Here is a 16,941-nt window from a genome sequence, read left to right on the forward strand (position 1 = left end):
GTGAGCGGGCGACGGACCGGCAGTAGGCAGGTGACGGGCCGGCAGTAAGCGGGCGACGGGCCGGCCGCGATCGGCGGCCGGGCCTTAACGGCGGACGGACCGGCCGCAACCGGCCGACGCGGTCGGACCGGCCGCAATCGGCCGGCGGACGTGACCAGCGGGCGGACCGGACGGCGGGCGGGCCGGACGGCGGACGTGGCCGGCGGACGTGGCCGGCGGACGTGGCCGGCGGGCGGGCCGGACGTAATCGGCTGGCGGGGCGGACGGATCGCGGGTTAGCGTCCGCGCCGTGAAGCAACCCGCCACGCCCTCCGTGCCGTCCGGGCCGCCCCTGTCTCCAGGGCCGGCCGGGCCGCTCGCGCGACCGGCCGCGTCCCCGGCGTCATGAGTCTCGGCCGGACTCTCCTCGACGTCCGTCCGATCCGTACCTCCCCCGCCTTCCGGCGGCTGCTGATCGGGCGCACGGTGTCCGCGCTCGGCGGCTTCATGACCATGGTCACCGTCATGTACCAGGTGTGGGAGACGACCCACAGCGCGGTCTGGAGCGGCGCCGTCGGGCTGGCGCAGGCGGTGCCGATGGTCGGTTTCGGGCTGTTCGCCGGGGCGTGGGCCGACCGGGCCGACCGGCGCCGCGTCTACCTGCTGGCCACCGTCGGGCAGGCGGTGTGCTCGCTGCTGCTGGCGGTGCAGGGCTTCACCGGGCACGTCCCGGTGGCCGGCGTGCTGGGGCTGGTCGCGGTGCAGTCGTCGTTCGGGGCGATCGGCGCGCCGGCGGCGGGCGTCTTCGTGCCCCGGCTGCTGCCCGAGGACCAGGTGGCCGCCGGTCTGGCGCTGAACCAGGTCACCGGCCAGGCGATGATGCTGCTCGGCCCGGCCGTCGCCGGGCTGGTGCTGGGCTGGTGGGGCATCGGCGTCTGCTACCTGCTGGACGCCCTTAGCTTCGGCCTGTCCTTCTACGGCGCCTTCGGGCTGCCCGCGCTGCCGCCCGAGGGCGAGCGGTCCCGGGCCGGACTGCACGGCGTCCTCGACGGCCTGCGGTTCCTGACCGGGCACCGGGTGGTGCGGGGCGCGCTGCTCACGGACCTGGCCGCGACCGTGCTGGCGATGCCGGCCGGCCTCTTCCCCCTGGTGAACGCCGAACGCTTCGGCGGTGACCCGCACACGCTGGGCCTGTTCCTGTCGGCGCTCGCGGTGGGCGGGGTGGCCGCGACCGCGTTCTCCGGGCCGGTCACCCGGCTCGCCCGTCCGGGGCCGGTGATGCTGTGCGCCTCCGGCACGTGGGGGGTGGCCCTCGCCCTGTTCGGTGTGACGACGAACGCGTGGGCCGGCCTCGGGACGCTGGTCCTGGCCGGTGCGGCGGACGCGGTGGCCGTCCTGTCCCGGACGACGATCGTCCAGACCCGCACCCCGGACGCGCTGCTGGGCCGGGTGACGGCGGCCGAGACGATCGTCGGCCAGGCGGGACCGCACCTGGGCAACCTGCGCGCCGGCGTCGTGGCCGCCCGGACCTCGGGCGCGACCGCCCTGGTGACGGGCGGCCTGCTGTGCCTGCTGGCGGTGGCGTGGGTGGCGGCGACGACACCGGAGCTGCGGAGCCGTCGGGGGGAGCGGGAGGCGCCGGGGGCGCGGGGGTCCGCCCCGGCGCCCGAAGGACCCGCCCCGGCACCCGGGGGGCCGGGACCGGGACCGGAGCAGACGTCGGGAGCCTAGGCCCTGGGCCCAGGGGCCCGGTCACGCCTTCCCTGCGTCTTCCCTGCGCCTCCCCTACGCCTCCGCCGTGCGTGTCCTGAACTTCGTGTCCTCGTCCAGGCACCACTCCAGCACCGCCGGCCAGGAGCCGTACCCGGCGTCCAGGTCGAGGTGGGCGGCGCCGGGCAGCAGTTCCGCGGTCAGGGCGAGGAGGTCGCCGTAGGCGGACTGGGCGCCTTCCGGGCAGTACGGGTCGTCGTCGCCGGCGACCAGGCGGGTCGGGGTGGGGAGGGGGAGGGCGTCGAGCGGGGGGAGGGCGAACCCGGCGACCTCCGGATAACCGGCGAGGACGGAGGCGGACGGGGGCGCCACCAGCAGGACGCGGTCGACTGCGCCGGTTCCCGGCAGCCCGCGGGCCACCGCGTGCAGCCAGAGCACGGCCGAGAGGCTGTGGGCGATCACGACCCGTTCGCCCCGGGGATCGAGTCCGTCGAGGTGCCGGGCCAGGCTGTCCAGCCAGACCTCCAGGACGGGGTCGTCCGCGTCGGGCAGCTGCGGATAGGTGACGGCGTGGCCGTGTTCGGTCAGCCGGTCGGCGAGCCAGTGCTGCCAGTGGTCCCGGGGGCGGTGGTTCTGCCAGCCGTGGAGGACGAGGTAGGAGCGCGTGGTCACGGTCATGGGACGCATGATTCCCAGGACCCGCGGCCGAGGTCCAGCCCGTCCCGGCACCGGGCGTTCGGCGACCGCCGACCCGCGGACGGGATGAGTAGGAGGCGGCCGCCGACCCGCGGACGGGACAGGCGGGAGGCGGCTGCCGTGGGCCGGCCGGGGCCGGTCAGGTCCGGGACCGGAACCGCGCCACCCGCTCCTCCAGCCGCGCCCGCCGTTCGGGCCACTCCCGCGCGGTGAGGGAGAAGATCGCGGAGTCGCGGAGCAGGCCGTCCTCGCCCGGCGCCCAGGAGCGGGACCAGTTGCGCAGGACGCCCTCGAAGTGGGCGCCCACGCTCGCGATGGCCGCGCGGGAGCGGCTGTTGCGGGCGTCCGTCTTCAGGTCCACCCGGGACACGCCCCACTCCTCGAAGGCGTGGCGGAAGAGGAGCAGCTTGGCCTCGGCGTTCACACCGGTGCCCTGGGCGGAGCCCGCGAGCCAGGTGAAGCCGACCTCGACGGCGTCCAGCCGGTCGTCGCTCAGCAGGAAACGCGGGTCCAGGTACGCCGTGGCGCCCACGACCCGCCCCGAGGCGAGGGAGACCTGCGCGTAGGGGGCGACGAATCCGGTGGCGGCGCGGGCGAGCTGGGCGTCGACGTAGTCGCCGATCTCGTCGGCCCTCGGCACCCAGGTGTACGCGTACGTCCCCCGGTTCTCCTCCGCCGCCACCGCCAGTCCGGCCGCGTGCCGGTGCTCCAGCGGCTCCAGACGCACCAGAGTGCCCTCGAGGACCGGCCCCTCCAGTGTGGAACTCATCCGGCGATGTCCTTCCGCAGCTGCGCGAACGCCTCGTGGAAACCGGGGAACGTCTTGCGGACGCACCCCGGGTCGTCGAACGAGATTCCGGGCGAGCGCAGGCCGGTGACCGCGAAGGACATCACGATGCGGTGGTCGCCGTAGGTCTTGATCTCGCCGGGCGCGACCGGGCCGGGCTGGATCTCGATCCAGTCGGGGCCCGTGGTCACGTCCACGCCCAGCCGCCGGAGGTTCTCCGCGCAGGCGTCCAGGCGGTCGCACTCCTTCACGCGCGTGTTGGCCACGTCCTCGATCCGGACGGGGCCGGACGCGAAGGGGGCGATGGCGGCCAGGGTCGGCATGGTGTCGGAGATGTCCCGCATGGCGACGGTGAGGCCGTTCAGCCGGCCGGTGCCCTTCACCGTCGTGCGGTCGGCCCCGACGGTGACCTGCGCGCCCATCCGCCGCAGGACGTCCACGAAGCCCAGGTCGCCCTGGAGGGCTCCCTTGCCGAGGCCGGGCACGGTGACCTCGCCGCCCGGCGTCACGGCCGCCGCCGCGAAGAAGTAGCTCGCGGTCGAGGCGTCCGGCTCGACGGCGTACGTCGTCGCGCGGTACCCGCCCGGCGGTACGACGAAGACGTCCCCCTCGCGGGCGACCTCCACCCCGAACGCCCGCATCATCGCGATCGTGATCTCGACGTACGGCGCCGAGACCAGGTCGGTGACCTCGATGCGCAGGCCGGTGCGGGTCAGCGGGCCGAGCAGGAGCAGGGCGGTCAGGTACTGGGAGGACTGGCCGGCGTCCAGGACGACGTCCCCGCCCTCCACCCCGGCCGCCGTGACGGTCAGCGGGTGGTGGCCCTCCGCCTCCTCGTGCCGCAGGTCGACGCCCAGGTCGCGCAGGGCGCGGGTGAGCGGCAGCAGGGGGCGGCGGCGCATCTGGGGGGAGGCGTCGAAGCGGTAGGTGCCGTGGCCGGCGGCGGCGAGGGTGGGCAGGAAACGGGCGGTGGTGGCGCCGTCACGGCAGTAGACGTCGGCCTCCGCGACCGCCGGCCCCTCGGGGCGGCCGTCGACCCGCCAGGCGTCCGGGGCGCGTCCCACGCGGTAGCCGAGCCGGGTCAGGCCCTCGGCGAAGCCCTCCGTGTCGTCGGAGCGCAGGGGCCGCTGGAGGGTGGTGACACCGTCCGCCGCCGCCGCGAGGAACAGGGCACGGGCGGTGATGGACTTGGAACCGGGAATGTCGACGAGGGCCATGCCCGCCATGATCCCGCGCCCGCGCCGCGCCATGCGGGCGCGTCCACGGGGTGGACGACGTGTGCGGGGATCCGGCCGGGTGGGGCGGGCGGGCCGGTCGCGGGCCCGTCGGGGGCGGACGCGGACCCGCCGCGTGACGGGCCGGACGCGGGCCCGTCGGGGGCGGACGCGGACCCGCCGCGTGACGGGCCGGACGCGGGCCTGTCGGGGGCGGACGTGGACCCGCCGCGAGGCCGCCACGGACCCGTCGGGGGGCCGGTCACGGACCGGACGCGGGCCCGTCGAGAGACTGTCACGGGCCCGTCGGGGGCCGGACGCGGGCCCGTCGCGTCACGGGTCGGACGCGGACCCGTCGGGGGCGGACGCGGGCCCGTCGCGAGGCCGTCACAGGCCCGTCGGGGACCGGACGCGGGCCCGTCGCGTCACGGGTCGGACGCGGACCCGTCGGGGCCCCTCACCGCCGCCCCCCTGCCGTCTGCGCGGCACCCGCCACCGGCGCCCCTGCTCCGTCGGCCCTGGCCGGCCGGTCGGCCCCGGCACCCCCAACTCCCTCCGCCTCCCCGGCTGTCGCCGCCTCCCCGGCTCCCCCCGCGCCTCCGGCTGTCGCCGCCCCTCCGGCGTCCTCCGCCAGTCCGGCCGCCTCCGCCCCTCCCGCGCCACCGCCCCGCCCGGTGCCCCCGCCCCGTCCGGCCCGTGTCAGGGACGTCAGTGCCACGCCGCCCACCAGCAGCGTCGCCGCGCACCAGCGGAGACCGGTCACCGGCTCGTGGAGGAACAGGGCGGCCGAGGACATGCCGAAGACGGGGACGAGGAGGGAGAAGGGGGCCACGGTCGAGGCCGGGTGGCGGTGGAGCAGCCAGCCCCAGGCGCCGAAGCCGAAGACGGTCGTGATCCAGGCGACGTAGACGACCGTGCCGGCGCCCTGCCAGTCCAGGGCGCGCAGCGCGGCCAGGTCCCGGGAGGGGCCCTCCGTCAGGAGGGAGAGGGCCAGGAGCGGCAGGACCGGGACCGTGCTGACCCAGACCATGAAGTTCAGGGCGTCGGGCGGGGACGCCTTGCGGGTGAGGACGTTCGACGCGCCCCAGCAGGCCGCCGCCGCCACGACCAGCGCGAACGCGCCGAGCGGTCCCGAGGCGCCCTCGTCCACGGCGGCCACGCCGATACCGGCCAGGGCCACGGCCATGCCCAGCAGCCGCAGCCGGGTGGGCCGTTCGCCGAGGACGGCGGCGGCGATGCCGGCCGTGAACACCGCCTGGATCTGGAGGACCAGCGAGGACAGTCCCGCCGGCATCCCCGCGTCCATCCCCACGAAGAGCAGCCCGAACTTGGCCACGCCGAGGACCAGCCCCACCGCCACGATCCACTTCCACGCCACCTTCGGCCGGCCCACGAGGAACACCGCGGGCACGGCGGCGGCCAGGAAGCGCAGCGCCGAGAAGAGCAGCGGCGGGAAGTGGGCGAGGCCGATCTCGATGACGGTGAAGTTCACGCCCCAGACGGCGGCGACGAGGACGGCGAGGAGGAGGTGAGCGGGTCGCATGCGTCGAGCGTCACCCACCCGGACCGTGAAGCACCAGCGATGATTGCTGCATGGTGGGATGAAGCAACGCTTATTCCGGGAGGCTCCCGTGCTCGATCTCCAGCGGCTGCGCGCCCTGCACGCCGTCTCCGTCCACGGCACCGTCGGCGCCGCGGCCGTGGCGCTCGGCTACACCCCGTCGGCCGTCTCGCAGCAGATCGCCAAGCTGGAGCGGGAGACCCGCACGGTGCTGCTCGAACGGGAGGGGCGCGGCGTCCGGCTGACCGACGAGGCCCTGCAACTCGTGACGACGGCACGGGAGGTGCTGGCGATCGTCGAGCGGGCCGAGACCGAGTTGGAGGAGCGGCGGGGCGTGCCGACCGGGCGGCTGACCGTGGCCGCGTTCCCGTCGGCGGCGCGCGGGCTGCTGCCGTCCGTCCTCGCCGACCTCGCCCGCCGGCACCCCGCCCTGGACGCCCGGCTCAGCGAGGTCGACCCGCACCTGTCGGTGGACCTCGTCGCCAAGGGCGTCGTGGACCTGGCCGTGGCGCACGACTGGGACATCGCCCCGCTGCCCGCCCCGGCGGGCGTCGAGCAGGCGGTGATCGGGGACGACCTGTGCGACCTGATCGTCCCCGAGGACCATCCCTTCGCCGGACGGACGGCCGTACGGCGGGAGGAGCTGGGCGGCGAGCGGTGGATCTGCCAGCCGCCGGGCCGGGTCTGCCACGACTGGCTGGTACGCACCCTGCGCGCGGCCGGGCACGAACCGGACCTGGTCCACCAGGCCGACGAGAACCCGACCCTGGTCGCCCTGGTCGCCGCCGGCCTCGGGGTCGCCCTCGTCCCCCGGCTCGGCCGCGGCCCGCTGCCGCGCGGCGCCGTGGAGGTGCCGCTCGACCCGATGCCCGTACGGCGGCTGTACGCGCTGTGGCGCGCCGGCGCGGCCCGGCGGCCGGCGATCGCGGAGACGGTCCGGGTGCTCCAGGAGCGGTGGCCGGGGGTGTCGGCGCACGGCCAGTGAGTCCCTCTGGCCCCCTGCGTCACCCCCGCCCCGACTTCCCGGGATCCCGGTGCGAACGGGAACCCCGGCCGCCCGCCGCTCGTCCAACCCGCAAGCTGTCGGAGAGTCACCTCGGTGCGGTGTCGGCCCTCGCTGCTGGCTGCGATCGCTGACCACCCTCTCCGCCGTACCGCGGCCGGCAGCACGCCGTCATCGGCGCGCCCCCCTCCAATGCGCCGATGGCGGCCCCTCGGGCGGGTACCGTGCGCCACCGGAACCGTTTCCGGAAGGAGCGCACATGCCCTCCAGGCGTACCGTCCTCGCCGCCACCGCCGGTCTCACCGCGGCCCTCACCCTGAGCGGGACCGCCCACGCGGACGACCGCCGTCTGCGCGCCCTGGTCTCCCGGATGACCCTGGAGGAGAAGGTCGGCCAGGTCTTCGTCAGCCGCGTCCACGGCCACTCGGCGACCGCCCCCGACCAGGCCGACGCCGACGCCAACCTCAGGGAGCTGGGCGTGCGGACGGCGGCCGAGCTGATCGCCCGTTACCGCGTCGGCGGGATCATCTACTTCACCTGGGCGCACAACACGCGCGACCCCCGGCAGATCGCCGCCCTCTCCGACGGCATCCAGCGGGCCGCCCTGGAGCAGCCGCGCGGGCTGCCGGTGCTGATCTCCACCGACCAGGAGCACGGGATCGTGTGCCGCGTCGGCCGGCCCGCCACGCTCTTCCCGGGCGCGATGGCGATCGGCGCGGGTGAGCGGGGGCGCGAGGCGCTCCACCGGACGGACACCGACACGGCACGGACAAACAGCGACACGGCACGGACGGACGCCGACGCGGCACGGACGGACGCCGACGCGGCACGGACGCACACCGGCACGGCACGGACAAACACCGACACGGCACGGACGGACGCCGGGGCGGGTGCCGACGCCCGTACCCTCGGCCGTCTCGCGGGCCGCGAGCTGCGGGCCATGGGCGTCCACCAGAACTACTCCCCCGTCGCCGACGTGAACGTCGACCCCGCCAACCCGGTCATCGGCGTCCGCTCCTTCGGCGCCGATCCGGAGGTGGTGGCCGCGCTGACGGCGGCGGAGATCGACGGCTACCGGTCGGCGGGGGTCGCGGCGACCGCCAAGCACTTCCCCGGGCACGGCGACACCGCCGTCGACAGCCACTACGGCTTCCCCGTCATCACCCACTCCCGCCGGACGTGGGAGGAGCTGGACGCGGTGCCGTTCCGGGCGGCGATCGCGGCCGGCGTCGACGCGGTGATGACCGCGCACATCCTGCACCCGGCCCTCGACGACTCGGGCGACCCGGCCACCCTCTCCCGCGCGGTCGTCACCGGCCTGCTCCGGGAGCGGCTCGGCTTCGACGGGGTCGTGGTCACCGACGCGCTCGACATGGCGGGCGTCCGCACGAAGTACGGCGACGACCGGGTGCCCGTGCTCGCGCTGAAGGCGGGCGTCGACCAGCTCCTCAACCCGCCCGACCTGGACGTCGCCTGGAACGCCGTCCTGCGGGCCGTACGGGAGGGGGAGCTGGGCGAGGAACGGCTGGAGGAGTCCGTCCTGCGGATCCTGCGCCTGAAGGACCGGCTCGGCCTGCTCACCGACCCGTACACCGACCCGGACGGCGTCGCGCGCACCGTCGGCCCGCCCGCCCACCTCGCGGCGGCCGACCGCATCGCCGAGCGGACGACGACCCTGCTGGTCGACGAGGGCCCGCTGCTGCCCCTCTCCCCGCGCACCCACCCCCGCGTCCTGGTCGCCGGCGCCGACCCGGCCTCCCCCTCGGGCACCACGGGCCCGCCCACCGCCGTCCTCGCCGCCGCCCTCACCGGCCTCGGCTTCACGGCGACCGCCCTGTCCACGGGCACGGACCCGTCCGACGCGGCCGTCGAACGGGCCGTGTCGGCGGCGGGCGGCGCGGACGCGGTGGTGGTGGGGACGTACAACGTCACCGCGACGAGCCCGCAGCGGACGCTGGTGGAGCGGCTGTCGGCGACGGGGCGGCCGGTGGTGGCGGTGGCGCTCCGCAACCCCTACGACGTGGCGCACCTGCCCTCCGTACGGGCCTGTCTGGCCGCCTACGGGTGGACCGACGTCGAACTGCGGGCCGCGGCCCGGGTGATCGCGGGAGCCGTGCGGCCGCGCGGGGCGCTGCCGGTGCCGGTACGGCGGGCGGACGATCCGGCACGGGTGCTGTACCCGACCGGCCACGGCCTGACGTACCCGCCCGACGCCTGACAGCCGGGGCACACCAGCCGTACCCCGCCACGGACGGTGTCCCCCGCACTCCCTCCCCCCACCGGCGGACACCCGCCGTGTGAACGCCTGATGTCGACCGGGCCCAAGGCGGGGGCGGTCATCGCGGGTGCGGCCGTAAGGTGGGCCGATGCGTGCGGGGATCGGGCTCAGGGAGGTGGCGCAGCGCGCCGGGGTGTCCATGCGGACCGTCTCCAACGTGGTCCGCGGCACCGGGCGTTTCTCCGAGGCCACGCAGGCGCGGGTGCTGCGCGCGGTCGAGGAGCTGGGCTACCGGCCCAACACCGCGGCACGGCGGCTGCGCACCGGCCGCAGCGGGGTGCTGCTGCTCGCCGTGCCCGAGCTGACCATGCCGTACTTCGCCGAGCTCGCCGGGCATCTGCTGCGGGAGGCGGCCGAGCACGGCTGCATACTGCTGGTGGAGGCCACCGGGGGCGATCCGGAGGTCGAGCTGGAGATCGCGCTCGGCCGGACCGATCCGCTGGTGGACGGGGTGATCCTCAGCCCGCTCGCGCTGGACGACCGGGCCGCCGCCCGCGCCGGTGCGACCGCGCCGGTCGTGCTGCTCGGCGAGCGGGTGCACGACCTGCCCTGCCCGCACGTCACCATCGACAACACCGGAGCGGCCCGGGCGGCGACGGTCCACCTGCTGGCCCGCGGGCGCCGCCGGATCGCGGTGATCGGCCGCCAGACCGTGCCGCACGCGGCGACCTCGGCGACCCGCCTGGCCGGCTACCGGCAGGCCCTGGAGCAGGCGGGCCTGCGCTACGACGAGGAGCTCGCGCCGCCCGTCGCCGCCTACCACCGGGCCGACGGCGCCGCCGCGGCCCGCCTCCTGCTCGACCTGCCCGAGCCGCCCGACGCGGTGTTCTGCTTCGCCGACGCCCTCGCCCAGGGCGCCCTGCACGCCGCGCGGGAGCGGGGGCTGACCGTGCCGGACGACCTCGCGGTCGTCGGGTTCGACGACGTCGAGGAGGCCCGCTACACCGCTCCCCCGCTGACCACCGTCGCCCCGGACAAGCCGGAGCTGGCCCGGCTGGCGGTGTCCGCGCTGCTGGACCGGATCGGGGGCCGGACGGCGCCGCCGGTCCTGCCGGCCGGGCACCGGCTGGTCGTACGGGACAGCTCCTAGGGCCTGTTGCGAAAGTCCCGTCGTCCGCCCGGAGGGCGGGCCTGGCGGCGTCAGGTGCGTGCTCTCGGCGTGCCGGCCCCTGGCCCTCGTACTGGATGTACTTGGGTCAGGGGCCGGTGCGGCGAGAGTGCGTGCATGGCGTCGCCAGGCAGGCGGGACTTTCGCAACAGGCCCTAGAACCGCAGGTACGGGCTAGCCCCGCACCGCCCCCGCCGTCAGCCCCGACACGAAGTGGCGTTGGAGCAGGACGTACACCACGATCACCGGGGCCGAGGCGATGACGACGCCGGCGAAGAGCAGCGGGTACTGGGTGAGGAACTCGCCCTGGAAGTCCAGCAGGGCCAGCGGGAGCGTGCGGTGCTCCGCGGAGCGGACGAACAGCAGCGGGTAGAGCAGGTCGTTCCAGTCCATGACGAACAGGAAGATGGCGGTGGTGGCGAGGGCGGGGCGGGTGAGGGGCAGGGCGATCGAGCGGAAGGCCCGCAGGGGGCCCGCGCCGTCCAGTTCGGCCGCCTCGTACAGCTCCTGGGGGATCGAGCGCAGGAAGCCGCCCAGGATGAACACGGCCGTCGGCAGGGTCGTCGTGGTGTCCACCAGGACCAGGCCGAGCAGGCTGTCGGTGAGGCCGAGGCGGTCGAAGAGGACGTACTGCGGGACGATCGCCGCCTGTGCCGGGACGGCCAGGCCCGCCACCAGCACGCCGAAGACGAGCCGGCCGGCGCGGCCCGGCACCCGCGCGCAGAAGAACGCGGCCGGGCCCGCCACGGCGAGGGTCAGCGCGACCGCGCCCGCCGTGACGGCCAGGCTGTTGACGAAGGCCGGTCCGAGGCCGCCCTCGTCCACCGCGCGGCGGTAGTTGTCGAGGGTCGGCGCGGACGGCGGCGACAGCGGGGAGTCGAAGAGCTGCGGCAGCGTCTTGAAGGTGCCGAACAGCACGACCAGCAGCGGGAGGACGACGGCGGTGGCGCCCAGGGTGAGGACGGCGATCCGCAGGGTCTTGGTCATGTGGCCCTCCGCAGCGTCCGCCGCTGCACCCAGGTGAGCACCGCGATCAGCGCCATGAACACCAGGGACTGGGCGGCCGCGTAGCCGAACTGGTTGTTGGAGAACGTCGTGTAGACCCGGGTGGAGAGCAGGTCGAGGGCGGGTCCGGGAGGGTTGCCGCCCAGGCCCAGCACCAGGTCGAAGGCCTTGAAGGACTGCACGGTGGTGTACGCGACGACGATGCCCGTGGCGGGCGCCACCAGCGGCCAGGTCACGTACCGGAAGCGGGCCAGGCGGCCCGCCCCGTCCAGCTCGGCCGCCTCGTACAGCTCCCGCGGGATCGCCTGGAGCCCGGCGACGTAGACGACCATCATCTGGCCCGCGTGGAACCAGACCTGGGTGAGGGCCAGCCAGAACACGGCGGCGTCCGGGTCGCCGAGGTACACGGACTGCCAGGAGTCCAGCCCGACCGCTCGGAGGGCCGAGTTGAGCAGCCCGCCGTCCGGGTCGTACACGAACCGCCACACGAAGGCGACCGACACCGAGGACAGGACGGTGGGCAGGAAGAACAGCGCCCTCAGCAGGGTCGACGCCTTCGTCGTGCGGACCAGGTAGAGGGCGAGGAGCAGCGCCAGGGCCGTCTGGGCGAGGACAACGGTGACGGTCAGCTTGAGGTTGTTCCCGGCCGCGTTGCGGAACACGTCGTCGCCGGTGGCGAGTTCGGTGAAGTTGCGCAGGCCCACGTCGTGGTAGCCGGCGCTGTAGCCGTCCCAGTCCGTCAGCGCGTACTGCACCGCCTGGACGGTGGGGTAGGCGAAGAAGAACAGGTAGAGGGCGAGCGCGGGCACCGGGAAGAACCACAGTGCCCGCGCCGCGCGCCGGCTACGACCGCTTCTGGTCGATGACACGCTGGGCCTCCTCGGCCGCCTGGGCCGGCTTCCTGCCGCCGACGACCGCGACGGTCGTGTTCTCGACCGCCGTGCGGATGTCGAGGTTCAGGAACTGGAAGCGCGGGGCGAGCAGGGTCTTCCGGGTGAGCCAGGGCGCGACGGCCTTGAGGTCGGTGTTGGTGTACTCGACGCCCTGGACGGTGACGTGCTGGCCGGTGCCGTTGGCGTAGGTGCCGGCGTTGGCCGGGTCGCTGAGGAACTCCAGGAAGGCGTAGGCGGCCGGCTGCACCGTGGACGCGCTGTTCACCCCGAGGACGAAGGTGGTGTTGAAGACGCCCTCGTACTTCGCCTGCGCGGCCGTGGTGGTGATCGGGGCGACGAGGTCGAAGGGGAACGTCGCGCCGAGCGCGCGCACCCCGGCCATCTGGAAGGAGCCGGTGGCGAGCAGGCCCGCCTTGCCCTCGGCGAAGAGCTGGGTGACGGCGTCGGTGGTGGAGCCGGTGGCGCGGGCCTGGAGGTACGGGGTGAGTTCGGCGTACTGCTCCAGGGTCTTCAGGAACCAGTCGTCCGTCACCTTGTATGCGCCCGACTCGATCTTCGCGAAGGCGTCGTCGGAGGGCGCGTTGTTCATGACCATCGTGTTGAGCAGCTGGCCGGCGTTGGCCGAGTCGCCGCCCGGCCAGGCGAGCGGGGTGTAGCCCTTGGCCTTCAGGTCGTCCAGGAGCTGGAGGAAGCCGTCCCAGTCCTTCGGGGCGCTGCCGTGGCCGGCCTTGTCGAGGGCGTCGGTGTTGGCGAGCGGCATGTTGAAGACGAGCTGGTACGGCAGCCCGTACTGGACGCCCTCGGCGGCGCCCGGTCCGATCAGGCTCGCCTGGTAGCGGGCGAGGACGCCGGTGCCGGTCAGCGGGGCGTACACGCCCGCCTTGACGATCTGCTCGAACTGGGCGCCCCGGAACGCGGTGAACAGGTCTCCGGTCTTCGACCCCTGGATGCGGCGCAGGGCGGTGGACTGGTAGTCGGCGGACGGGGAGATGTCCTGCTCGACGCCCGCGTCCGGGTACTTCTTCACGAACGCCTCGATCAGGCCGGCGAGGACGGCCTTGTCCTCGGCACGCCAGTGGGCGAAGGAGACGGTGCCCTTCGGGGTGCCGGAGGTGGCGAGGGCGGAGGGGGAGGCGCCGGAGGCCGTGGATCCGGAGCCCGAGCCCGGTCCGGCGCACGCGGCGGCGGCGAGGCCGAGTCCGGCGGCGCCGAACAGGCGGAGAGCGGCTCTTCTGTCGGGGTACGAGGGCATGGCGGGGTCCTTGCGTCGGGGTGAACGAGGGTCAGGCGGCGAGGAGGTGACGGCTGAGGAGCGGGCGGACGCACTCGCCGAAGCGGATCGCCTCCTCCAGGTGCGGCTGGCCGGAGAGGACGAAGTGCTCGATGCCGAGGGCGGCGTACTCCTCGATGCGCTCGGCGACCTGCTCGTGGCTGCCGACCAGGGCGGTGCCGGCGCCGGGGCGGACCAGGCCGAAGCCGGCCCACAGGTTGGGGTGGATCTCCAGGCGGTCGGTGCGGCCGCCGCTCAGCGCGGCCATCGCGCGCTGCCCGGCCGACTCGGAGGCGGCGAACCGCTCGTGCGCGGCCCTGATCGCCGCCGGGTCGAGGGTGTCCAGGATGCGGTCGGCCTCCGCCCACGCCTCCTTCGCGGTGTCCCGGCTGATGACGTGCAGCCGGATCCCGTAGGACAGTTCCCGGCCCTGGGCGGCGGCGAGGTCACGCACCCGGGCGATCTTCTTCGCGACCGCGGCCGGGGGTTCGCCCCAGGTGAGGTACGTGTCCGCGTGGCGGGCGGCGACGGGCAGCGCGGCGTCCGACGACCCGCCGAAGAAGACGGGCGGGCGGGTCAGCGGCGGCCGGCGCAGGCGTCCGCCCGCGACCCGGTAGTGGGCGCCCTCGAAGTCGTACGGCTCGCCCGTCCACGCGGTGCGCAGCAGGTGGAGGAACTCGTCGGTGCGGGCGTAGCGCTCGTCGTGGCCGAGGAAGTCGCCGTAGGCGCGCTGCTCGTCGGCGTCGGAACCGGTGACGATGTTCAGCAACAGGCGTCCGCCGGAGAGGCGTTGGTAGGTGGCGGTCATCTGGGCGGCCAGCGGCGGGGCGATGACGCCGGGGCGGAAGGCGACCAGGAACTTCAGGCGGGTGGTCTGCGGGACGAGGGCGGCGGTGGTGAGCCAGGAGTCCTCGCAGTCGCTGCCGGTCGGGGTCAGGACGGCCTCGAACCCGGCGGACTCTGCGGCCCGCGCGACCTGGGCGAGGTAGTCGAGCGTGGGCGGGCGGGCCGTGGAGCGGGACTGGAGGGAGTCGCGGGCGGTCACGCCGACGACGGTGCGGTCGTCGCCGGTGGTGGGCAGGAACCAGTGCGTGCGCACGGTCATGGGGCTCTCCAGCGGAAGGAGGTGCAACGTTGCATCACGCCGACGGGGGGACGTCCCGGGGCGCGGCTCGGCACAGGAGGGAGGAGCGGGAGAAAGAGGAAAAAGAGGGGAAAGGCGCCGGTGGGAGGGCGCGCGGGTCAGCTACACAGCGCGGTGGCGACCCTGAGCAGGTCGACGTGCGCGCGCTTCACGAGCTCGACACCGGATTCCATGGGCCGGGACTATACACACCGTCGGCCGATGGCACGACGGCCGACCGGCATGCGGTCCGGCCGGCCGTCGTGGCCGTGTTCGGTGGTTGTGGTCAGTGGTCGGGATCGGTGGTCGGGATCGGTGGTCGTGATCGGTGGTCGTGATCGGTGGTCGTGTCAGCGGGAGGTCACGGCCGTAGCGTGGGCTCGCGTTCCACGTCCCGTGCGTCCAGTCGCGCGTCGAACGCCGCCAGCGGCTCGGCCCGGTCGACGGCGGAGGGCGCGACGCCGGCCCACTCCAGGATGCGGGCGGTGGCGAGGGCCTTCTCGTCGGGGACGAGGCCGGCGACGTTCGCGCCGTGGTTCATGCCGGGCGCCGTGAGGACGTACGAGTCCTCGGCGCCGTCGCCGAGGCGGAACCGCTCGGCGCCCCACGGGTCGTTCTGGCCGTAGACGAAGAGCATGTGGCGGGCGTTGTGCCGCACCCAGGTGTCGACGTCACGCATCGCCTGCGGCTGGAAGCGCATCGGGATGGCACGGGGGACGAAGTTGCGCGGGGGCTGGTAGCCGTAGCGGATGTACTTCTCCTCGATGTGCGGGAAGTGGATGGTGGGGGCGCCGAGTTGGGTGCCCGCCTGGTAGTAGTACGGCGTGTACGGCGACAGGCCCTGGTCGGTGTAGAAGGAGAACCCGGAGATCGTGTCGACCGAGGTCCAGATCTCGTCGTCGGTCGCGTGCCCGGCGTCCGCCGGGATCGTGTCGCAGTCCGACAGCAGGCTGTACTGCCAGAAGCCCCAGACGTAGTCGAGGACGACGGCCTCGTAGGCGCGGTCGAGGCTGCCGATGGTGTCGAAGGTGTAGCCCTCGGCCGCGGCGTACGCGGCGTACCTGCGCTCCAGGGGTTCGCGGCGCACGAGCGCCTCGCGCTGCACGGCCTCGAGGCGGTCGCGGCACTCCTCGGTGCCGACGCCGGCGAAGAAGCGGTCGTAGGCCGAGTCCTCGGTGTCGACGACGTCGTTGGGGGCGACGTACGCGACGACGCCGTCCATGTCCTTGGGGTAGAAGCGCTCGTAGTAGGTGGCGGTCATGCCGCCCTTGGAGCCGCCCGTGGAGATCCAGTTCCCGGGGTAGATGCTCTTCAGCGCCCGGAAGATGCGGTGCTGGTCGCTCGCGGCCTGCCAGATGTCCAGCTTGGACCAGTCGGCGGGGTCGGGGCGGGAGGGGGTGAAGAAGCGGTACTCCATGGAGACCTGGTTGCCGTCCACGATCTGGGTGGGCTCGCGGCGGCTGGGGGTGGTGGAGACGTGGTAGCCGCCGGTGTAGAAGACGGTGGGGCGGCTGACGTCCTTGTGCAGCACGGTGATCCGCTGCTGGAAGGTGCCCGCGGAGGGGCGCCGGTGGTCGATCGGCTGGGTGTAGGTCAGGACGAAGTAGCGGTAGCCGGGGTACGGCTTCTCCTCGGTCAGGCTCATGCCCGGTACGGAGAGCAGCCGGTCCTTGATGTCCGTGGCGTCCGGCGCGGCAGCGGTGGCCGCCCCGGCGGTGCCGCTCAGCGTGCCTATGAGCACGGTGAGCGCCAGCAGCCATCTGAGCGCGATGCGCATGCGCGTGCACCCTCCCTGTGAGACAGATGTGCGCCGGAAGCTATCGGAGCAACACCCGTCACACCAGAGGGGGTTGAGGCCAGAGCCGGTCAGTGCGTCAGCGGTCAGCGGTCAGCGGTCAGCGGTCAGCGGTCAGCACAGGATCCAGCCCGAGCTGACCTCGGCGTGCCCGACCGAGCCCTCGACCCACACGCAGCGGTGCCCGGCGTACACGTCGACCGGGCCGATGCGTCGGGTCCGGCTGCCCTCCCGCCGTACCGCGCGGTGGCCGCGCGCCCGCACGCTGACCGACATCCGGGTGCGTGTGCCGGGGCGGGCCCGGAGGGTGAAGGCGCAGACGGAGCCGTTGCCGCGGTAGACGTGCACCGCGCCGGCGGAGAACGTCAGCGTCCGCGTCTTCCGGCCGGGGCAGGGCGATCCCGCGGCCTCGGCGCCGGCCGGTGTCGTCAGCGCGAGCAGGGCGGACGTGATCAGCACGGCCAGGGCGACCGTCGGCCGCCGGCGTAAGGCACCCCTGTCCACGGTCCGTCCCCTTCC

At 74.6% G+C, this 16,941-nt stretch carries 15 protein-coding genes; 4 read left to right on the forward strand and 11 right to left on the reverse strand.

Going from position 1 to position 16,941, the window contains the following annotated elements; translation table 11 throughout:
* Positions 1 to 384: 384 nt before the first annotated feature.
* Positions 385 to 1,710 (forward strand): MFS transporter, encoded by a 1,326-nt coding sequence (locus ACFYWQ_RS04340; protein ID WP_389512642.1) that lies wholly within the window; start codon positions 385 to 387, stop codon positions 1,708 to 1,710.
* A gap of 54 nt (positions 1,711 to 1,764) precedes the next feature.
* Here ACFYWQ_RS04340 and ACFYWQ_RS04345 read toward each other — a convergent pair whose 3' ends face one another.
* From ACFYWQ_RS04345 to ACFYWQ_RS04360, 4 genes are all read right to left on the reverse strand, one after another.
* Positions 1,765 to 2,367 carry an RBBP9/YdeN family alpha/beta hydrolase gene (locus ACFYWQ_RS04345; RefSeq protein WP_389512645.1) on the reverse strand — a complete coding sequence of 201 codons (603 nt, stop codon included), beginning with the start codon at positions 2,365 to 2,367 and terminating at the stop codon, positions 1,765 to 1,767.
* Between the two features lie 157 nt (positions 2,368 to 2,524).
* On the reverse strand, positions 2,525 to 3,154 hold the full coding sequence (locus ACFYWQ_RS04350; RefSeq protein WP_389512648.1) for a GNAT family N-acetyltransferase: 630 nt from the start codon (positions 3,152 to 3,154) through the stop codon (positions 2,525 to 2,527).
* Positions 3,151 to 4,389: a 3-phosphoshikimate 1-carboxyvinyltransferase gene (gene aroA, locus ACFYWQ_RS04355; protein ID WP_389512650.1), complete on the reverse strand. Its 1,239-nt coding sequence runs from the start codon at positions 4,387 to 4,389 to the stop codon at positions 3,151 to 3,153. The genes ACFYWQ_RS04350 and aroA overlap by 4 nt, the downstream gene beginning before the upstream one ends.
* A 454-nt stretch (positions 4,390 to 4,843) precedes the next feature.
* Positions 4,844 to 5,929, reverse strand: a complete 1,086-nt coding sequence (locus ACFYWQ_RS04360; RefSeq protein WP_389512652.1) for an EamA family transporter — start codon at positions 5,927 to 5,929, stop codon at positions 4,844 to 4,846.
* Between the two features lie 88 nt (positions 5,930 to 6,017).
* Here ACFYWQ_RS04360 and ACFYWQ_RS04365 point away from each other — a divergent pair, with 88 nt between their 5' ends.
* From ACFYWQ_RS04365 to ACFYWQ_RS04375, 3 genes are all read left to right on the forward strand, one after another.
* Positions 6,018 to 6,932, forward strand: a complete 915-nt coding sequence (locus tag ACFYWQ_RS04365; RefSeq protein WP_389512655.1) for a LysR family transcriptional regulator — start codon at positions 6,018 to 6,020, stop codon at positions 6,930 to 6,932.
* Positions 6,933 to 7,209: 277 nt separating this feature from the next.
* Positions 7,210 to 9,168, forward strand: coding sequence for a glycoside hydrolase family 3 protein (locus ACFYWQ_RS04370; RefSeq protein ID WP_389512657.1), 1,959 nt, complete (start codon positions 7,210 to 7,212; stop codon positions 9,166 to 9,168).
* Between the two features lie 148 nt (positions 9,169 to 9,316).
* Positions 9,317 to 10,318, forward strand: coding sequence for a LacI family DNA-binding transcriptional regulator (locus ACFYWQ_RS04375; RefSeq protein ID WP_389512659.1), 1,002 nt, complete (start codon positions 9,317 to 9,319; stop codon positions 10,316 to 10,318).
* A gap of 192 nt (positions 10,319 to 10,510) precedes the next feature.
* Here the strand turns inward: ACFYWQ_RS04375 and ACFYWQ_RS04380 are convergent, their stop codons facing one another.
* The 7 genes from ACFYWQ_RS04380 to ACFYWQ_RS04410 all read right to left on the reverse strand — a co-directional run bounded on the left by ACFYWQ_RS04380 (position 10,511) and on the right by ACFYWQ_RS04410 (position 16,926).
* A complete protein-coding gene (locus ACFYWQ_RS04380; RefSeq protein ID WP_389512660.1) occupies positions 10,511 to 11,323 on the reverse strand; it encodes a carbohydrate ABC transporter permease in 813 nt (270 codons plus the stop codon).
* Complete coding sequence (locus ACFYWQ_RS04385) at positions 11,320 to 12,210, reverse strand: carbohydrate ABC transporter permease (protein WP_389512661.1); 891 nt, start codon at positions 12,208 to 12,210, stop codon at positions 11,320 to 11,322. The genes ACFYWQ_RS04380 and ACFYWQ_RS04385 overlap by 4 nt, the downstream gene beginning before the upstream one ends.
* Positions 12,185 to 13,486 (reverse strand): ABC transporter substrate-binding protein, encoded by a 1,302-nt coding sequence (locus tag ACFYWQ_RS04390; RefSeq protein ID WP_389512663.1) that lies wholly within the window; start codon positions 13,484 to 13,486, stop codon positions 12,185 to 12,187. The genes ACFYWQ_RS04385 and ACFYWQ_RS04390 overlap by 26 nt, the downstream gene beginning before the upstream one ends.
* 31 nt (positions 13,487 to 13,517) lie before the next feature.
* Positions 13,518 to 14,609: an LLM class flavin-dependent oxidoreductase gene (locus tag ACFYWQ_RS04395; protein ID WP_389512665.1), complete on the reverse strand. Its 1,092-nt coding sequence runs from the start codon at positions 14,607 to 14,609 to the stop codon at positions 13,518 to 13,520.
* A gap of 137 nt (positions 14,610 to 14,746) precedes the next feature.
* Positions 14,747 to 14,821: a putative leader peptide gene (locus ACFYWQ_RS04400; RefSeq protein ID WP_385062605.1), complete on the reverse strand. Its 75-nt coding sequence runs from the start codon at positions 14,819 to 14,821 to the stop codon at positions 14,747 to 14,749.
* Between the two features lie 167 nt (positions 14,822 to 14,988).
* Positions 14,989 to 16,404, reverse strand: coding sequence for a S28 family serine protease (locus ACFYWQ_RS04405; RefSeq protein ID WP_389512667.1), 1,416 nt, complete (start codon positions 16,402 to 16,404; stop codon positions 14,989 to 14,991).
* A gap of 132 nt (positions 16,405 to 16,536) precedes the next feature.
* Positions 16,537 to 16,926, reverse strand: a complete 390-nt coding sequence (locus ACFYWQ_RS04410; protein ID WP_389512668.1) for a hypothetical protein — start codon at positions 16,924 to 16,926, stop codon at positions 16,537 to 16,539.
* Positions 16,927 to 16,941: the final 15 nt, after the last annotated feature.

The organism is Streptomyces sp. NPDC003247 (assembly GCF_042888135.1).
GTDB lineage: Bacteria > Actinomycetota > Actinomycetes > Streptomycetales > Streptomycetaceae > Streptomyces.

Bases quoted from the DNA above. Each gene is read 5' to 3' on its own strand.
- ACFYWQ_RS04340 (WP_389512642.1), top strand. From the start codon at position 385: ATGAGTCTCGGCCGGACTCTCCTCGACGTCCGTCCGATCCGTACCTCC.
- ACFYWQ_RS04345 (WP_389512645.1), bottom strand. From the start codon at position 2,367: ATGACCGTGACCACGCGCTCCTACCTCGTCCTCCACGGCTGGCAGAAC.
- ACFYWQ_RS04350 (WP_389512648.1), bottom strand. From the start codon at position 3,154: ATGAGTTCCACACTGGAGGGGCCGGTCCTCGAGGGCACTCTGGTGCGT.
- aroA (WP_389512650.1), bottom strand. From the start codon at position 4,389: ATGGCCCTCGTCGACATTCCCGGTTCCAAGTCCATCACCGCCCGTGCC.
- ACFYWQ_RS04360 (WP_389512652.1), bottom strand. From the start codon at position 5,929: ATGCGACCCGCTCACCTCCTCCTCGCCGTCCTCGTCGCCGCCGTCTGG.
- ACFYWQ_RS04370 (WP_389512657.1), top strand. From the start codon at position 7,210: ATGCCCTCCAGGCGTACCGTCCTCGCCGCCACCGCCGGTCTCACCGCG.
- ACFYWQ_RS04375 (WP_389512659.1), top strand. From the start codon at position 9,317: ATGCGTGCGGGGATCGGGCTCAGGGAGGTGGCGCAGCGCGCCGGGGTG.
- ACFYWQ_RS04380 (WP_389512660.1), bottom strand. From the start codon at position 11,323: ATGACCAAGACCCTGCGGATCGCCGTCCTCACCCTGGGCGCCACCGCC.
- ACFYWQ_RS04390 (WP_389512663.1), bottom strand. From the start codon at position 13,486: ATGCCCTCGTACCCCGACAGAAGAGCCGCTCTCCGCCTGTTCGGCGCC.
- ACFYWQ_RS04395 (WP_389512665.1), bottom strand. From the start codon at position 14,609: ATGACCGTGCGCACGCACTGGTTCCTGCCCACCACCGGCGACGACCGC.
- ACFYWQ_RS04405 (WP_389512667.1), bottom strand. From the start codon at position 16,404: ATGCGCATCGCGCTCAGATGGCTGCTGGCGCTCACCGTGCTCATAGGC.